Below are 14511 nucleotides of genomic sequence, written 5' to 3'. Positions count from 1 at the left end.
CCCGGCGCGCCGGCCCGGGGCGGGAGGGCGGGCTGCTACTTTGTCTACAAGATCGATAGAGATAATGACATCGGGTTCGGACGTTCCGCGCCGGCGCGCACCCCGCGAAAGGATCGACATGTTGTTCCACTGGTTCCTCCCCACCAACGGCGGTGACGGCCGGCAGGTCGTCAGTGGCGGCCACGGCGTCTCGCACGGCTCCGGAGGTCGGCCCGCCAGCGTGGCCTACCTCGGCCAGATCGCCCGCAGCGCCGAGCAGCTGGGCTTCGAGGCCGCGCTCACCCCGACCGGCGCCTGGTGCGAGGACGCCTGGCTGACCACCGCGATGCTCGCCCCGCTCACGGAGCGGCTGAAGTTCCTGGTGGCCTTCCGGCCGGGGATGACCTCGCCCACCCTGGCCGCCCAGATGGCCGCCACCTTCCAGCGACTGTCGGGCGGCCGGCTGATGCTCAACGTCGTCACGGGCGGCGAGTCGCAGGAGCAGCGCGCCTACGGAGACTTCCTCGACAAGGACGCCCGCTACGAGCGGTCCGACGAGTTCCTCGAGATCGTGCGGCGGCTGTGGACCGGCGACCGGGTCACCTTCGCCGGACGCCACCTCCGCGTCGAGCAGGCGCAGCTCCAGCAGCTGCCCGACCCGATCCCCGAGGTCTACTTCGGCGGGTCGTCGCCGGCCGCGGGTCTCGTCGCCGCCCGCCACGCCGACGTCTACCTCACGTGGGGCGAGCCGCCGGCCGCGGTGGCGAGGAAGATCGCGTGGATCCGCGAGCTCGCCGAGAGGCAGGGCCGCGAGATGCGCTTCGGCATCCGGATGCACACCATCAACCGCGACACCTCCGAGGAGGCGTGGGCCGAGGCGGACCGGCTCATCGAGGGCATCGACGACGCCGAGATCCGCCGCGTCCAGGAGGGCCTCAAGAAGTCGGAGTCGGTCGGCCAGCAGAACATGCTGGCCCTCAACAACGGCTCGCGCGACGGCCTGGAGATCCACCCCAACGTGTGGGCCGGCGTCGGCCTCGTCCGCGGCGGGGCGGGCACGGCGCTCGTCGGCAGCCACGAGGAGGTCGCCGACCGGATCGAGGAGTACGCCGCACTCGGGATCGAGGAGTTCGTGCTCTCCGCCTACCCCCACCTCGAGGGCGCCTACCACTTCGGCGAGGGCGTGCTGCCCGTGCTGGAGCGGCGCGGCCTCTGGGCCGCCCCCGCGCCGGTGGCGGCCCGCGCGTCGGTGCCCCTCGGCGCGCACCGGGCGGCGTCGTGAGCGCCCGGGTCGCCGTGGTCGTCGGCAACCCCACGCCGCGCTCGCGCACCCACGCGTCGGCGCTCGCCGTCGCCGACCGGCTCGGCGGCGCCGACCTGGTGGTCGACCTGGCCGACCACGCGTCCGAGATCTTCGACCCCGCGGCGGGGCGGGTCGCCGACCTGGTCGAGGCCGTGGCAGGCAGCCTGGTGGTGGTCGTCGCCAGCCCCACCTACAAGGCGACCTACACCGGCCTCCTGAAGGCCTTCCTCGACCGCTTCCCTCACCAGGGACTGAGCGGCGTGACCGCGATCCCCCTGATGCTCGGCGCGTCCCCGGCCCACTCGCTCGCGACCGAGCACTCCCTCCGCCCGCTCCTCGTCGAGCTCGGCGCGTCGGTGCCGACCCGCGGCCTCTACGTCCTCGACTCCGAGCACGACCGTCCCGAGACCTACGACGCCTGGTTCGCGGCCGCGCACCAGCTCCTGCCCACGCTCCCCGCCCCGACCGCCCACGCCCTGGAAGCGAGCCCCGCATGACGGCGTCCACCAGCTCCTGCCCTGCACCCGTCCCCGCCCTCGACCAGCGCACGCTGCGCGACGCCTTCGGGGCCTTCCCGTCCGGGGTCGTCGCCGTCGCGGCGTCGGTCAAGGGCAGCCTCGCCGGCATCGCCGCGTCGTCGTTCACCTCGGTGAGCATCGACCCACCGCTGGTCTCGTTCTCGATCGCGACGACGAGCTCGACCTGGCCGCAGCTGCGTGAGGCCGGTCGCCTCGGCATCAGCGTGCTGGCCGACCACCACGACGCGGTGTGCCGCCAGCTCGCCGGACCGCGCGAGGAGCGCTTCGCCGGCCTGCCCTTCCGGGTCACCGGCGACGGGGCCGTGCTGCTCGACGAGGCGGTCGCGACCTACGACTGCTCGCTGCACGAGGAGGTCGTGGCCGGCGATCACGTGATCGTGCTCCTCGAGGTGCACGAGGTCGGCGCCGGGGACGGCGAGCACCCCCTCGTCTTCCACCGCTCGGCCTTCGCCAAGCTGCACCGCGACGACCTCGACCCCGCCCGCCTCGACGGCCGGATCAACGGCGCCGAGGTGGATCGCGGCGCCCGCGCCGACGCGGGGAGCGACGCGGCCTGAGGCCGGGAATCGCGAGGTTCGGCTGCACGCGAGCGCCTGAGGCAGGCGTATGGTCGAGAGCGGTAGGGGGTCCGTCGCCACCGGCGCCGGGGGGCCCGAGTCTCGTGGAGCCGGAGCAGCCCCGGGACGTCTCGGCGTCCCGGACGGAGGGAGCCCCGTGCCCATTCCAGCCGCAGACCCGGACGAGCGGGGCCGACCCGGGCGGCGTGCCGGCGCCTCGTGGAACGGCGCGCTGCCGCGCGGCCTGATCGTGCTGCTCGGCCTGGCCGCGGCGTTCGTGGTGATCTCCGGCATGCGCGCCTCGTCGAGCCTGATCGGGTCCGCCTTCCTCGCCCTGGTCCTCACGATCGCCGTGCATCCACTCCGGGTGTGGCTCGACCGTCACCTGTGGGGATGGCTGGCGACCGCACTGTGTGTGCTGCTGGTCGCCGTCCTCGCGATCGGCCTGGCGGCGTCGATCGTGGTGGCCGTCGCCAGGTTCGCGACCCTGTTGCCGCAGTACAAGGACGACTTCAACCAGGCGCTCTCCGACGCGATGGGGGTCCTCGAACGGGTGGGTGTCTCGACCGAGCAGATCCGCCACGTCCTCGACGGCCTCGACCTGGGCAAGTTCCTGGGCCTGGCCACCGACGCCCTGTCGGACGTCTACGGCCTGGTCTCCGGCCTGGTCTTCATGCTCGCGCTGGTGCTGTTCATGACCGCCGACGGCAGGTCCTTCGGGCACCAGCTCGACGCCGTGGCCACGGACCGGCCCGACCTGGTCGCCGCTCTGCGCAACTTCGCCCACGACACGCGTCGCTACCTCCTGGTCTCCACGGCGTTCGGCCTCCTCGCGGCCGTCCTCGACACCATCGCCCTGACCCTCCTCGACCTCCCCGCGCCGCTGGTGTGGGGACTGCTGGCCTTCCTGACCAGCTACATCCCGCACATCGGCTTCGTCATCGGACTGGTGCCGCCGGCCGTCCTCGCCCTGCTCGAGGGTGGCCCGAGCCTGTTCGTGACGGTGGTGGCGGTCTACCTGGCGGTCAACTTCGTGATCGGCTCGGTGATCCACCCCCGCGTCGTCGGCAACTCGGTCGGGCTGACCTCCACCCTGACGTTCCTCTCCCTGCTCTTCTGGGCCGGGGTGATCGGGCCCGTCGGCGCCATCCTGGCCGTCCCGCTCTCGATCCTCGTCCGCTCGCTCCTCGTCGACGCCGACCCGGCCAGCAGGTGGTTGTCCCCGCTGGTCGCCAACCGGGATCCCGCCTAGTGGCCGGGCGCAGCCGCCGCCCCCGGTGGGTCTACGGCGAGGGCGACGACCCCGACTACAGCGCGAGCCTCGCCAACGAACGGACCTTCCTGGCCTGGATCCGCACCGCGCTGGCCCTGCTCGCCGGCGGGGTCGCCCTCGACGTGGTCGACCTCTCCATCCCCGCGGGCGCCCAGCGCGCCATCGCCCTCGCCCTGATCGTCCTCGCCCTGGTCGCCGCGGCGCTGACCTGGCTGCGGTGGGGGCTGGCCGAGCGGTCGATGCGCCGTGGCGCGTCGCTGCCGCCCCTCGGGTTCGGGGCGCTGCTCACGCTGGTGATCGTCGGGGTGTGCGCCGTCCTGCTCGCCCTGTTGTGGTGACGGGTCGTGAGGGTGAGGCCGACGCCATGACGAGCACGGAGCATCCCGGCGACGAGACGCCTCGTCGCGCCAGGCGCAAGGAGGACGACATCAAGACCACCCTGGCGTGGGAGCGCACGGCGATGGCCCTGCTGGTGGTGGCCGTCGCCACCGCCCGCCACACCTGGTCGCTCCTGGGGCCGGCCGCCCTGGTCCCGGTCGCCGGGTTGACCGTGCTCACGCTGTGGGTCCTGGCCGAGGGGTGGCGCCGCTACGGCGCCGACCGCCGCGACCGCCGCCACTACCGCGCGATCGGCGGGCCGACCCTCGTGCTCGCCGCGACGACCGCACTGGCCGCCGCCACCGAGCTGGTCCACATGGTCGCCCGGTGACCGGGGTCAGGACCGCTTCGCCGACGCCCTCCGCGTGGTCGTCCTCACCGTCGCCTTCACGGTGGGGGTCTCGGGCTCCCTCTCCGCCGCCTTCTCAGGAGCCTTCTCGGCGGCCTTCTCAGCGGCCTTCTCAGGGGCCTTCTCGCTCGTCGGCGCCGCCGCCGACTTCTTCGCCGCCGACTTCTTCGCCGCCGACCTCCGGCCGACCGGCTTCTGGGCCGGCTTCTGGGCCGTCTTCTGCGTCGTCTTCTGCGTCGCCGGCTTGTGGCCCTTGAGCCGGACCAGCATCGCGTTGCCCGTGCCCGAGGTCTCCAGATAGGGCTGAGCGGTGACGAGGGTGCTCAACCTCGCCCCGGGACCGGCGAAGTTGCGCGCGTCGAACGACGGGTGGGTGCGGATCAGCTGGTTGCCCAGCGCCGGCAGCAGCGCCCAGCCGTCGTCGTCGGAGACGGCGTTGACCGCCCGGGTGAGCGCGCTCTGCAGGTTGATCGAGGGGGTGGTCGCCCCGGCCGTGTCGTCGGTGTCGGCATCGACGGCGGTGTCGTCGTCGCTGTCGTCCGTCTGGTCGGCGACGACGGCCAGGTCGATGAACTTGTCGCACGCGTTGCGCAGCGACTCCGGAGCCTTGCTCTCGCCGAGCACGTAGACCCACTTGCCCGACTCGCGGAGGCGGTGGGCGAGGCTGGTGAAGTCGCTGTCGCTGGTGACCAGCGCGAACGCCTCCACGTTGCCGTCGTAGAGCAGGTCCATCGCGTCGATCACGAGCGCGAGGTCGGTCGAGTTCTTCCCCGACGTGTAGGCGTTCTGGTGCATCGCCCGCAGGCCGAGGCTGTTGAGCTTGCGCGACCACTGCGTGAGGTGGGCGTTGGTCCAGTCGCCGTAGACCCGCCGGATCGTGGGGTTGCCGTACTTGGCGACCTCGCTGAGCACCTCGTTGGCGTAGGACGGCCGCGTGTTGTCGGCGTCGATCATCACGGCGATCCGGTCGGCTGCTGGGGAGGAGTCCATGCCCGCAGCCTAGGTCCCCGCACGGGCGGGGGAGCGCTCTGGCAGGCTGGAGGCGTGAGGCGTGACGCTGTGGTGGTGGGTGGCGGGATCGCCGGGCTGGTGGCCGCGCGAGGGCTCGCCGCCACCGGACGCGACGTGTTGCTCCTCGAGGGCTCGCCGCAGGTCGGCGGCAAGCTGCGGACCGGCGAGGTGGCCGGACTGCGGGTCGACGTCGGTGCCGAGGCGATGCTCGCCCGCCGTCTCGAGGGGCTCGCGCTCGCCGAGGAGGTCGGCACGCAGGTCGTGCACCCGACGCCGGCGACGTCGGCGGTCTGGTCGCGCGGGGCCCTGCGCACCATGCCCCGCTCGCTGATGGGTGTCCCGTTCGACCTCGACCAGCTCGCGGCCAGCGGGGTCCTCAGCCCCGAGGGGCTGGCCCGGGCGAGCGCCGAGGCCGACGTCCCCGTCACGTCCGACGACGTCTCCGTGGGCGACCTGGTGGCCGCCCGCCTCGGCGACGAGCTCGTCGACCGGCTCGTCGAGCCGCTCCTCGGCGGGGTCTACGCCGGCCACGCGCGCCGCATCTCCGCGGCCGCCGCCGTGCCCCAGCTGCTCGCGATGGCCCGCCGCGGCCGCCTGCTCGACCAGGCCGCCTCGGTGCCCGCCTCCGTCGCGCCCGTCTTCGCGGCGCTGCCGGGCGGGATGGGCCGGCTGCCCGGCCTCGTCGTCGACGGCGGCCGCTTCGAGGCGCGCACCTCGGCCACCGTCCGCGCGCTGCAGCGCACGCCGACGGGCTGGGCGCTCACGGTCGGGCCCACCACGAGCGCCGAGACCGTCGAGGCCGACGCCGTCGTCCTGGCCACCCCGGCCGCGCCCACCGCCCGCCTGCTCGGCGACGTTCTCCCCGACGCCGCGGCGGAGCTGGGGACGATCGAGGCGGCCAGCGTCGCCGTGGTCACGCTGGCCTTCCGGTCCCGGGACGTGCCCGAGGCGCTCTTCGACCGCTCCGGCTTCCTCGTGCCGCCCGTCGAGCGCCGCGCGATCAAGGCCTCGACCTTCTCCTTCGCCAAGTGGGCGTGGGTGCGCGACCTCGACCCCGACGTGGTGGTGCTCCGCACCTCGCTCGGGCGCCACCGCCAGGAGGCCACCCTCCAGGCCGGCGACGGCGACCTCGTGCGGGTCTCCCTCGCCGACCTGGCGACGATCGCCGGCATCACCGCGCGCCCCGTCGACACCCACGTGCAGCGGTGGGGCGGCGCGCTGCCGCAGTACGCCGTCGGGCACCTCGACCGGGTGGCGCGGATCCGCGCCTCGGTGGCGGGGGCTCCGGGGCTGGCGGTGTGCGGGGCGGCGTACGACGGCGTCGGCATCCCCGCGGTGATCGGGTCGGCCCGGCAGGCCGTGGCCTCGGTCACACGGGCAGAATGAGGTCATGAGCACCGAGTCGACCGAGACGCAGACCAACGCCGCCCGCACGCGGGATCTCAACGACACGATCCGCTACACGATGTGGTCGGTCTTCAAGCTGCGCGACGTCCTGGGCGACGCCGACCGCGCGGCCGAGGCGACCGACGTCCAGGCCCTCTTCGAGGTGCTCGCCGAGCAGGACGTCGTGGTGCGCGGGCTCTACGACGTCAGCGGCCTGCGCGCCGACGCCGACCTGATGGTCTGGTGGCACGCCGCCGACTCCCAGCAGCTGCAGGGCGCCTACAACGCGTTCCGACGCACCTCCTTCGGCAGCCGCCTCGAGCCGGTGTGGTCGCAGATGGCGCTGCACCGTCCGGCGGAGTTCAACAAGTCGCACATCCCAGCGTTCCTCGCCGACGAGGAGCCGCGCGCGCACGTGTGCGTCTACCCGTTCGTGCGGTCCTACGAGTGGTACCTCCTCGAGGACTCCGAGCGTCGTCGCATGCTCTCCCAGCACGGCCAGCAGGCGCGCGGCTACGCCGACGTGCGGGCCAACACCGTCGCGTCCTTCGCGCTCGGCGACTACGAGTGGATGCTCGCCTTCGAGGCCGACGAGCTGCACCGGATCGTCGACCTGATGCGCGAGCTGCGCGCGTCCGACGCGCGTCGCCACGTGCGCGAGGAGGTGCCGTTCTACACCGGCGCCCGCGTGACGCCGGCCGAGCTGCTCGAGCGCCTGCCCTGAGCCCGGAACGGCCCGGGACGCAGTAGCGTCGGAGGATCATGAGGATCCTCACCGCTGCTGCCGTGCTGACCGTCCTGGGTGCCGCCACCGCCTGCTCGACCGAGGCCGAGATGCGGGCCGTCGACTCCGCCGGCTCGGGCGAGCCGTCCGCGTCGTCCGACGGGCCGCCGACGCCGGTGCCCGACGGGGAGGTGCGCACCCGCGGGCTGGTGACCGTGCTCGACTCCGGTGGCGGGCCCGAGCTCTGCCTGGGTGCGGTCGCCGAGTCCTACCCGCCGCAGTGCGGCGGCCCCACGCTGGAGGGCTTCGAGTGGGGTGACGTCGGTGCCGAGGAGGCCGGCGGGGTGACCTGGGGCCAGTACGCCGTCACCGGCACCTTCGACGGCACGACGTTCACCGTCACCGAGGCGACCCCGGCGGCGCTCTACGACCCGATGGGCGACGTCGAGGCCGGCGCCGGCGGCCTGGAGCCGGCCTGCGACGACGCCACCACGACCGACCCGGACAAGGCCACTCCCGAGGACATGGACGCCACCCTCGCCGCCGCCTCCGCGCTGCCGACGTACGCCAGCGCATGGCTGAGCAACGGCACGATCAGCGTCGCGGTCACCGGCGACGCCGCAGCCGCCGAGGCCGAGCTGCGCAAGACGTGGGGCGGGCTGCTCTGCGTGACCACCGTCGAGCGCACCGACGCCGACCTCAACGCCATCAGCCAGGAGCTCCAGGCCGCGCTCGGCGAGCAGCTGCTCACGAGTGGGTCGACCGCTCCCGACTCGCTCGACGCGGACGTCGTCTTCGACGACGGCTCGATCCAGGCGTGGGCGGACGAGACCTACGGCGAGGGCCTGGTGACGGTCACCTCGGCGCTGCAGCAGGTCGACTGAGGCTACTTCTTGTCGTTGAGCGTGATGCTGATCGAGTTGATGCAGTAGCGGTCGCCGGTGGGCGTGCCGAAGCCGTCGGGGAAGACGTGACCCAGGTGCGAGCCGCAGGTCGCGCAGCGGACCTCGACGCGCTTCATGCCGTGGGAGTCGTCCTCGATGTACTCCACCGTGTCGGTCATCGGCTGGTAGAAGCTCGGCCACCCGCACCCGGAGTGGAACTTGGTGTCGCTGGCGAACAGCTCCGACCCGCAGGCCTTGCACGAGTAGGTGCCCTCGGTCTCGGTGTCGGTGTACTCGCCGGTGAACGCGCGCTCCGTGCCCGCCTGGCGCAGCACGGCGTACTCCTCGGGGGTGAGCTCCTCGCGCCACTGCTCGTCGGTCTTCTGCACGTCGTAGGCCATGTGGCGAGTCTACGGAGGCGATCCAGCCGGCGGCCCGGCTAGGGTCGGCCCATGGCGAAGGCGTCGGAGGCGTACGTCCGGGCGGGGGAGCGCGAGGTCAGGATCTCCTCGCCGGACCGGGTGATCTACGAGGCGACCGACCGCACGCCGGCGGTCACCAAGCTGATGGTCGCGGAGTACTTCACGAGCGTCGAGGAGGGCCTGATGCGGGCCCTGCGGGACCGGCCGACGGCGCTGGAGCGGTGGACGTCCGGCGTGCGGCCGGGCATGAAGCTGGCGACCGGACCCCAGGACCGCGATGCCGACGCGTTCTACCAGAAGCGGGTGCCCAAGGGCGCGCCCGACTACCTCGAGTCCGTCGCGATCACCTTCCCCTCCGGGCGCACGGCCGAGGAGATCTGTCCGACCGAGATCGCGGTGCCCGTCTGGTGCGCGCAGATGGGCGCGCTGACCTTCCACCCGTGGCCGGTGCGGCGCGACGACGTCGACCACCCCGACGAGCTGCGCATCGACCTCGACCCCCAGCCCGGCACGACGTTCGCCGACGCGGTGCGGGTCGCCGGGGTGGCCCGCGAGCTGCTCGCCGACCTCGGCATGACGGGCTACGCCAAGACCTCGGGCAACCGCGGCATCCACGTCTACGTCCGCATCGAGCCGCGGTGGGAGTTCGCCGAGGTGCGGCACGCCGCGATCGCGTTCGGCCGCGAGCTGGAGAAGCGCGACGACGGCGTGACCACCGCGTGGTGGAAGGAGGAGCGCGGCGAGCGGATCTTCGTCGACTTCAACCAGAACACGCGCGACCGCACCATCGCCTCGGCCTACTCGCTGCGTCCCCTGCCCGGCGCCCCGGTCTCCACGCCGCTGGCGTGGGACGAGCTGGCCTCACTCACCTCGCCGGCCGACCTCAACCTCTTCTCGGTGCCCTCGCGCCTCGCCGTCGACGGCGACCCGTGGGCGTCGATCGACGACGTGCACCACTCGCTCCAGCCGCTGCTCGAGCTGTGGGAGGAGCACCCGGTCGAGCTCAACTTCCCGCCCGACCACCCCAAGATGCCCGGCGAGCCGCCGCGGGTGCAGCCGTCGAAGAAGGTCGAGTCGCACTGGGACGCCGACGGCAACCGGATCGCCGACTGAGGGCGCTCACACCCTCTCTGCCGGGGCGCGGAGCGCGAGCCCGATGAGGGCCAGCACGATGCCGAGCACGAACGCCATCGCCGAGACCCCGAAGGCGACGACCGACGTGAACAAGGACGCCTGCAGGAACGCCGAGTCCATGGCGACCTCCCGGTTGGGGTCCTCGCGGTCGAGCTCGGCGTAGGTCTTGCCGCCCGTCATCTCCAGGGTGTGCTTGTCGATGACGTCGGCCTGGCAGTAGGCCGACAGGGGGCCGTTGACCCCGTCTCCCGCGGCACACGAGGCGTCGTCGGACACGGTGATCCTCTGGTCGGCCAACGTCGTGGAGACCACGATCCAGACCACGACCCCGGCGATCGCCATGACGACCCCGACCACGATGGATGTCAACGCTGCAACCTTGCGCATGAGCCTGCTCCCTCCTGCCCGGCCGGCGCGCGGCGCCGACGGCGCGTACGTCTGCACGCCTGTCCAGCGTGACCCCGGGGGAGACAGGGCGCAACCCGGTGGCTAGGACCTCTCCCACGGCGCGGGGATCGGGAAGTAGCGCTCCAGGAAGTCGTGCAGCAGCCCGTCGGCGCGCTCCTCGTCGAAGGCGGCGAGCAGGTTGTCGGCGATGCAGAAGAAGTCGCGGTCGCGCTTGAGCATCTGGCCGAGCTGGGCCGGGAGTTGTTGGTGGCCCAGGTCGACGTAGCCGTGGCGGGCGCCGGCCCGGTACGCCTGGCCGGTGATCAGGCCGTAGCTCTGGGCGAAGGACGACAGCAGCGAGAGGTCGCTCGCCGAGCGGAACGGCGCGTGCGTGGTGCGCTCGACCTCGTCGGGGAAGCGGGCCGCGATCTCCTCCAGCGTCGTACGCCGCTGCGGGTGCGGGCTGTGCATCATCGTGTGCGTCAGCGCCACCCCGAAGGCGTCGCCGAGCACGCGACGGTTGTTGTGCGCCGCCGAGAGGTAGGGCCGGTCGTCGGTGCCGGGGAGGCCGACGGCGCGGTGGTCGGCGACGAACGCGGCGTACTGGCCGCCGGGGGAGAAGAAGTGCTCGGGGCGCCGCGGGCGGCCCAGGAAGACGTCGTCGTTGACGTAGACGAAGTGGTCGGCGAGGTCGGCCACGGCGTGGAGGCGGGTCTCGATCGCGTGCGAGCTGAACGTCGGCAGTGCCGACGCGGGCAGGATCTCGCGGTGGTCGACGACCCGCACCCGGTCGTGACCCGTGTCGAGCCACGACGGCACCTGCCCGGCGGTCACGAGGTGGATGCGCCGCACCCACGGCGCGAAGAGGTGGATGCTGCGCATCGAGTAGCGCAGCTCGTCGCGGCTGCGGTAGCGCGACGCGCCGCCGGCGCGGGCGCTCGGGGTGCCGCCGAGCTCGCGGATCCGCTCGTCGCGGGCGGCGAGCCAGGCCTCGTCGTCGCCGTCGACCCAGGTGTAGACGACGTCGACGTCGAAGCGGCAGTCGTCGACGGTGGGCAGCGCCATCACCTCGAGCGTCGGCACCTCAACGCCCTCGACGGTCGTCGTGGTGCGCGGGGTGCCGGCCGGCACGCGGTCGCCGTAGCGGTTGGGTCCGGGCGCGAGCAGGTCGCCGTCGGGCGCCTCCTCCCAGAACTGCACGCCGACCTCGACGCCCTCGGCCAGGAGTCCGTCGTGGCCGCCGCGCATCGGCCACGGCTCGAGGAACAGCGTGGCGGTGCGGGTGCGGGCGAGCTCGTCGGCCATGACCGCGACCGTGCCCCGGCGCTCGGGCCAGCCGCGCTCGGCCGGGTCGCGCACCGACAGCCAGTCGGGCAACGACCCCGCGGCCAAGGCGGCGAGGAACGCGCCGCGCCGCGAGGACGGGACGACGACCACCGGGTGGGGATCGAGGCCGCGCGCCGGCACCACGAACCAGCCCTCGCCGGCGGCGTCCGCGGCCGCGGTCAGCGCCCGCAGCGCCGTCGTACGCGCCTGCGCGGGGGTGACGCCGGCCGCGCCCGAGGTCTCGGGGAGGTCGCCGAGCGGGCCGGGTCGCAGGCCGTGCAGCACCCGTCGCGGTGCCAGCGGGTCGGCGCGGCGGGCGACGGCGGTGCGGAACGTCTCGACCCACCGGCGTGCCAGCACCTGCCCGTCCCAGGAGCGCGAGCGCTCGAGGGCGGCGGCGCCGAGTCGGCCGCGGAGGTCGTCGTCGGCGGCGATCCGCAGCATGGCGGCAGCCAGCGCGGCCTTGGAGGCCGGCGGCACGAGGAGTCCGTCGACGTCGTGGGTGATCATCTCGCGCGGGCCCGACGGGCAGTCGTAGGTCACGGGGGGCACCCCGGCCGACATCGCCTCCTGCAGGACGAGCGGGTAGCCCTCCCCGCGCGAGGCGAGCACGGCCACGCTGGCCCGCGCCCACTCGGCGGCGAGGTCGTCGGTCGAGCCGGGCAGGCGTACGCGGTCCTCGAGGCCGAGCTTGCGCACCTGGGCGGCGAGGTTGTCCGCGCGCGGCCCGTCGCCCCAGATGGTGAGGGTCCAGCCCGGCAGCTGCTCGTGGACGCGCCAGAAGGCGTCGACGACGTGCTCGAACTGCTTCTCCGGCGCGAGCCGGCCGGCGGTGACGAACGTCCCCTGGTCGAGCGGGGAGCGGGGCTGGGGGTGTGCGGGTAGCGGGTTGGGGATCACCTGCAGCTCGGGCGCGGCCCCGCCGAGCCGGCCGGCGAGCCAGCGCGACATCGACTCGGTCAGGGAGACGACCACGTCGGCGCGCGGGGCGAACTGCAGCAGCGCGCCGAGGTCGTTGACCCGGCTCGACGACGCCCGGTGCTCCTGGTGCACCAGCGCCACGTCGGCGGGCGCGAGCTGGGCCACCGCGGCCAGCAGCTCGGGGGTCGTGGTGACGAGGACGTCGGCGTCGATGCCGGCAAGCGCCTCACGCATCGTGGCGTCGGTCAGGGCGTTGTAGAGCGCGTCCCAGCTGCGGGGCACGATCGTCGACTCGCGCTGGGCCAGCTCGGCGGGGTGGTCGCCGGAGACGGCGACCGGGCGCTCGGGGCGTACGTCGACGAGGTAGGTGACCTCGAGCCCGTCGACCAGCGGATAGTGGGTCGCGTCGCCGCTGCGCGTGACGCTCAGGATGCGGACCCGGTGGCCCTCGCCGAGGCTCAGGAGGGCGTTGGCCTGCTCGATGCCGGAGCGGGCGGTGCCGCCCATGCCGTCGGCGTTGAAGAGGACGTAGACGACGTCGAGCGGGCCGTCGCGGCGCGCGCGGCGCATCGCGGAGCGCACCTTGCCGCCGAGCCTGTCGGTGAGTGCCACGTGTCGTCAGTCCCGTTCTCGAGGTGGGCGGCGGAGGGTCGCGACGATCCTAGAGGCCGCCCCGGTGGGCGGGCAGGGAGCGTGCGTCCGGCCGATAGGGTGACGCCATGCCGACGTCCCCTGTCCAGCCGGACGCCCTCTCGCACGCGCAGCCCGACACGCAGCCGGGCACCCCGCTGGTGCTGGTCTCCGGGTCCGGTCGCAGCGGCACGAGCTCGCTCGCCGGCACGCTGAAGCGGCTGGGCCTCCACGTGCCGCAGCCCGAGGTGGAGGCGTCCGAGACCAACCCGCGCGGGTTCTACGAGCCGCAGTGGGTCATCGACTTCCACAAGCGGCACCTCAAGGAGCTCGCGCTCTTCAACATCGACAGCCGCCCCGCGGCCGTCGACATCGTCGCCCGCTACGTCGAGACCGGCGTCCCGACCGGCGAGCTGCACGAGTGGCTCGCCGGCCAGCTCGCCGAGCGCCAGCCCGGCGACCAGGTCGTGGTGAAGGACCCCCACGCGTTCTGGTTCGCGCAGGTGTGGGAGGTCGTCAGCGCCGAGCTCGGCGCCGACCTGCGCTGGCTCACCGCGCTGCGGCACCCGGCCGAGGTGGTCGGCTCGCGCGACATCGCCTACCTCTCCAGCCAGCCCGACGAGCTGCGGCTGACCAAGGAGACGTCCAACGTCGCCGGGTGGGTGCACGCCGCGCTGCTCACCGAGCAGGCCGGCCGCGGCTCCAAGCGGGCGTTCGTGAAGTACGTCGACCTGCTGGCCGACTGGCGCGCGGCGCTCGCACCGGCGCAGCAGCAGCTCGAGCTCGCCTTCGACACCGACCTGTCGGCGCCCGCCTCCGAGCGCGAGCACCACCCGGTCGACGACTTCATCGAGCCGTCGATGCGCAAGTCGCAGCTCACCTGGGACGACGTGCGCACCCCCGACTGGCTGCGCGACATGGCCGAGGAGGTCTGGCAGCTGCTCGGCGTGCTCACCACCACCCCGCACGACCCCGACACGCTGGCCGCGCTCGACACGATCCACGCCGACTACAACGCCCGCTACGCCGACGCCGTCGCACTCACGTTCGACCACACCAAGGCCGAGTCGACGCTCGCCGCGCGCCAGGCGCGCGAGGCCCAGCGGGCCACCGTGCAGCAGCTGCGACGCGACCTCGAGCAGGCCCGCCGCGGCCAGCAGGCAGTCGTCGGCGGCCGCGAGGCGGCCGCCATCCTGCGCCGCGCCGTCGTACGCCGCGTCACCCGCCGCTGAAGGTCGAGGCGGCGCGTTCTGACAGCGGTTGGAGGTCGAGGCGGCGCGTTCTGACAACGGTTGGAGGTCGAGGCGG

15 protein-coding genes are annotated in these 14511 nt (G+C 73.5%); 11 read left to right on the top strand and 4 right to left on the bottom strand.

Annotated features, from left to right (window positions below; translation table 11 throughout):
* Nucleotides 1-118 precede the first annotated feature (118 nt).
* The 6 genes from AC54T2_RS00890 (at nt 119) to AC54T2_RS00865 (ending at nt 4360) form a co-directional block, all read left to right on the top strand.
* Nucleotides 119-1261, top strand: coding sequence for an LLM class flavin-dependent oxidoreductase (locus AC54T2_RS00890; protein ID WP_186339085.1), 1143 nt, complete (start codon nt 119-121; stop codon nt 1259-1261).
* Nucleotides 1258-1779, top strand: a complete 522-nt coding sequence (locus AC54T2_RS00885) for an NADPH-dependent FMN reductase (RefSeq protein ID WP_186339084.1) — start codon at nt 1258-1260, stop codon at nt 1777-1779. Before AC54T2_RS00890 ends, AC54T2_RS00885 begins: the two co-directional genes overlap by 4 nt.
* On the top strand, nt 1776-2378 hold the full coding sequence (locus tag AC54T2_RS00880; RefSeq protein WP_186339083.1) for a flavin reductase family protein: 603 nt from the start codon (nt 1776-1778) through the stop codon (nt 2376-2378). The genes AC54T2_RS00885 and AC54T2_RS00880 overlap by 4 nt, the downstream gene beginning before the upstream one ends.
* A gap of 157 nt (nt 2379-2535) precedes the next feature.
* Nucleotides 2536-3630, top strand: coding sequence for an AI-2E family transporter (locus AC54T2_RS00875; RefSeq protein WP_496665269.1), 1095 nt, complete (start codon nt 2536-2538; stop codon nt 3628-3630).
* Nucleotides 3630-3989: a YidH family protein gene (locus tag AC54T2_RS00870; RefSeq protein ID WP_206054424.1), complete on the top strand. Its 360-nt coding sequence runs from the start codon at nt 3630-3632 to the stop codon at nt 3987-3989. The genes AC54T2_RS00875 and AC54T2_RS00870 overlap by 1 nt, the downstream gene beginning before the upstream one ends.
* A gap of 26 nt (nt 3990-4015) precedes the next feature.
* Nucleotides 4016-4360 (top strand): DUF202 domain-containing protein, encoded by a 345-nt coding sequence (locus AC54T2_RS00865; RefSeq protein ID WP_496665268.1) that lies wholly within the window; start codon nt 4016-4018, stop codon nt 4358-4360.
* Between the two features lie 6 nt (nt 4361-4366).
* On the opposite strand, the gene AC54T2_RS00860 is transcribed toward AC54T2_RS00865, so the two are convergent.
* Nucleotides 4367-5368, bottom strand: a complete 1002-nt coding sequence (locus tag AC54T2_RS00860; protein ID WP_496665267.1) for an NYN domain-containing protein — start codon at nt 5366-5368, stop codon at nt 4367-4369.
* A 54-nt stretch (nt 5369-5422) separates the two neighbouring features.
* Between AC54T2_RS00860 and AC54T2_RS00855 the strand changes: the two genes are divergently transcribed.
* Genes AC54T2_RS00855 through AC54T2_RS00845 form a run of 3 tightly spaced genes read left to right on the top strand, consistent with a single transcriptional unit; the run spans nt 5423 to nt 8383 of the window.
* The gene (locus AC54T2_RS00855; protein WP_496665266.1) at nt 5423-6775 is read left to right on the top strand and encodes a protoporphyrinogen/coproporphyrinogen oxidase; all 1353 of its coding nucleotides are present in this window, start codon (nt 5423-5425) and stop codon (nt 6773-6775) included.
* Nucleotides 6776-6779: 4 nt separating this feature from the next.
* Nucleotides 6780-7499: a hydrogen peroxide-dependent heme synthase gene (gene hemQ / locus AC54T2_RS00850; protein WP_186339080.1), complete on the top strand. Its 720-nt coding sequence runs from the start codon at nt 6780-6782 to the stop codon at nt 7497-7499.
* A gap of 38 nt (nt 7500-7537) precedes the next feature.
* Nucleotides 7538-8383 carry a hypothetical protein gene (locus AC54T2_RS00845; protein ID WP_496665265.1) on the top strand — a complete coding sequence of 282 codons (846 nt, stop codon included), beginning with the start codon at nt 7538-7540 and terminating at the stop codon, nt 8381-8383.
* 2 nt (nt 8384-8385) lie between these two features.
* Here the strand turns inward: AC54T2_RS00845 and msrB are convergent, their stop codons facing one another.
* A complete protein-coding gene (msrB, locus tag AC54T2_RS00840; protein ID WP_496665264.1) occupies nt 8386-8784 on the bottom strand; it encodes a peptide-methionine (R)-S-oxide reductase MsrB in 399 nt (132 codons plus the stop codon).
* A 51-nt stretch (nt 8785-8835) separates the two neighbouring features.
* Between msrB and AC54T2_RS00835 the strand changes: the two genes are divergently transcribed.
* Nucleotides 8836-9918 (top strand): non-homologous end-joining DNA ligase LigD, encoded by a 1083-nt coding sequence (locus tag AC54T2_RS00835; RefSeq protein WP_489975115.1) that lies wholly within the window; start codon nt 8836-8838, stop codon nt 9916-9918.
* 6 nt (nt 9919-9924) lie between these two features.
* On the opposite strand, the gene AC54T2_RS00830 is transcribed toward AC54T2_RS00835, so the two are convergent.
* Complete coding sequence (locus AC54T2_RS00830) at nt 9925-10326, bottom strand: aromatic ring-opening dioxygenase LigA (protein ID WP_186339076.1); 402 nt, start codon at nt 10324-10326, stop codon at nt 9925-9927.
* Nucleotides 10327-10428: 102 nt separating this feature from the next.
* Nucleotides 10429-13185 carry a stealth conserved region 3 domain-containing protein gene (locus AC54T2_RS00825; RefSeq protein WP_496665263.1) on the bottom strand — a complete coding sequence of 919 codons (2757 nt, stop codon included), beginning with the start codon at nt 13183-13185 and terminating at the stop codon, nt 10429-10431.
* Nucleotides 13186-13292: 107 nt separating this feature from the next.
* On the opposite strand from AC54T2_RS00825, the gene AC54T2_RS00820 reads away from it, so the two are divergent.
* Nucleotides 13293-14435, top strand: coding sequence for a sulfotransferase family protein (locus AC54T2_RS00820; RefSeq protein ID WP_496665262.1), 1143 nt, complete (start codon nt 13293-13295; stop codon nt 14433-14435).
* Nucleotides 14436-14511 lie beyond the last annotated feature (76 nt).

Source organism: Nocardioides sp. Z35_8, assembly GCF_059621125.1.
This window is presented reverse-complemented; position numbering and strand designations above follow the sequence as displayed.

Excerpts from the sequence above, each read along its gene's own strand:
- AC54T2_RS00830 (WP_186339076.1), bottom strand. The coding sequence starts at position 10,326 with ATGCGCAAGGTTGCAGCGTTGACATCCATCGTGGTCGGGGTCGTCATG.
- hemQ (WP_186339080.1), top strand. The coding sequence starts at position 6,780 with ATGAGCACCGAGTCGACCGAGACGCAGACCAACGCCGCCCGCACGCGG.
- AC54T2_RS00865 (WP_496665268.1), top strand. The coding sequence starts at position 4,016 with ATGACGAGCACGGAGCATCCCGGCGACGAGACGCCTCGTCGCGCCAGG.
- AC54T2_RS00820 (WP_496665262.1), top strand. The coding sequence starts at position 13,293 with ATGCCGACGTCCCCTGTCCAGCCGGACGCCCTCTCGCACGCGCAGCCC.
- AC54T2_RS00860 (WP_496665267.1), bottom strand. The coding sequence starts at position 5,368 with ATGGACTCCTCCCCAGCAGCCGACCGGATCGCCGTGATGATCGACGCC.
- msrB (WP_496665264.1), bottom strand. The coding sequence starts at position 8,784 with ATGGCCTACGACGTGCAGAAGACCGACGAGCAGTGGCGCGAGGAGCTC.
- AC54T2_RS00845 (WP_496665265.1), top strand. The coding sequence starts at position 7,538 with ATGAGGATCCTCACCGCTGCTGCCGTGCTGACCGTCCTGGGTGCCGCC.
- AC54T2_RS00835 (WP_489975115.1), top strand. The coding sequence starts at position 8,836 with ATGGCGAAGGCGTCGGAGGCGTACGTCCGGGCGGGGGAGCGCGAGGTC.
- AC54T2_RS00890 (WP_186339085.1), top strand. The coding sequence starts at position 119 with ATGTTGTTCCACTGGTTCCTCCCCACCAACGGCGGTGACGGCCGGCAG.
- AC54T2_RS00880 (WP_186339083.1), top strand. The coding sequence starts at position 1,776 with ATGACGGCGTCCACCAGCTCCTGCCCTGCACCCGTCCCCGCCCTCGAC.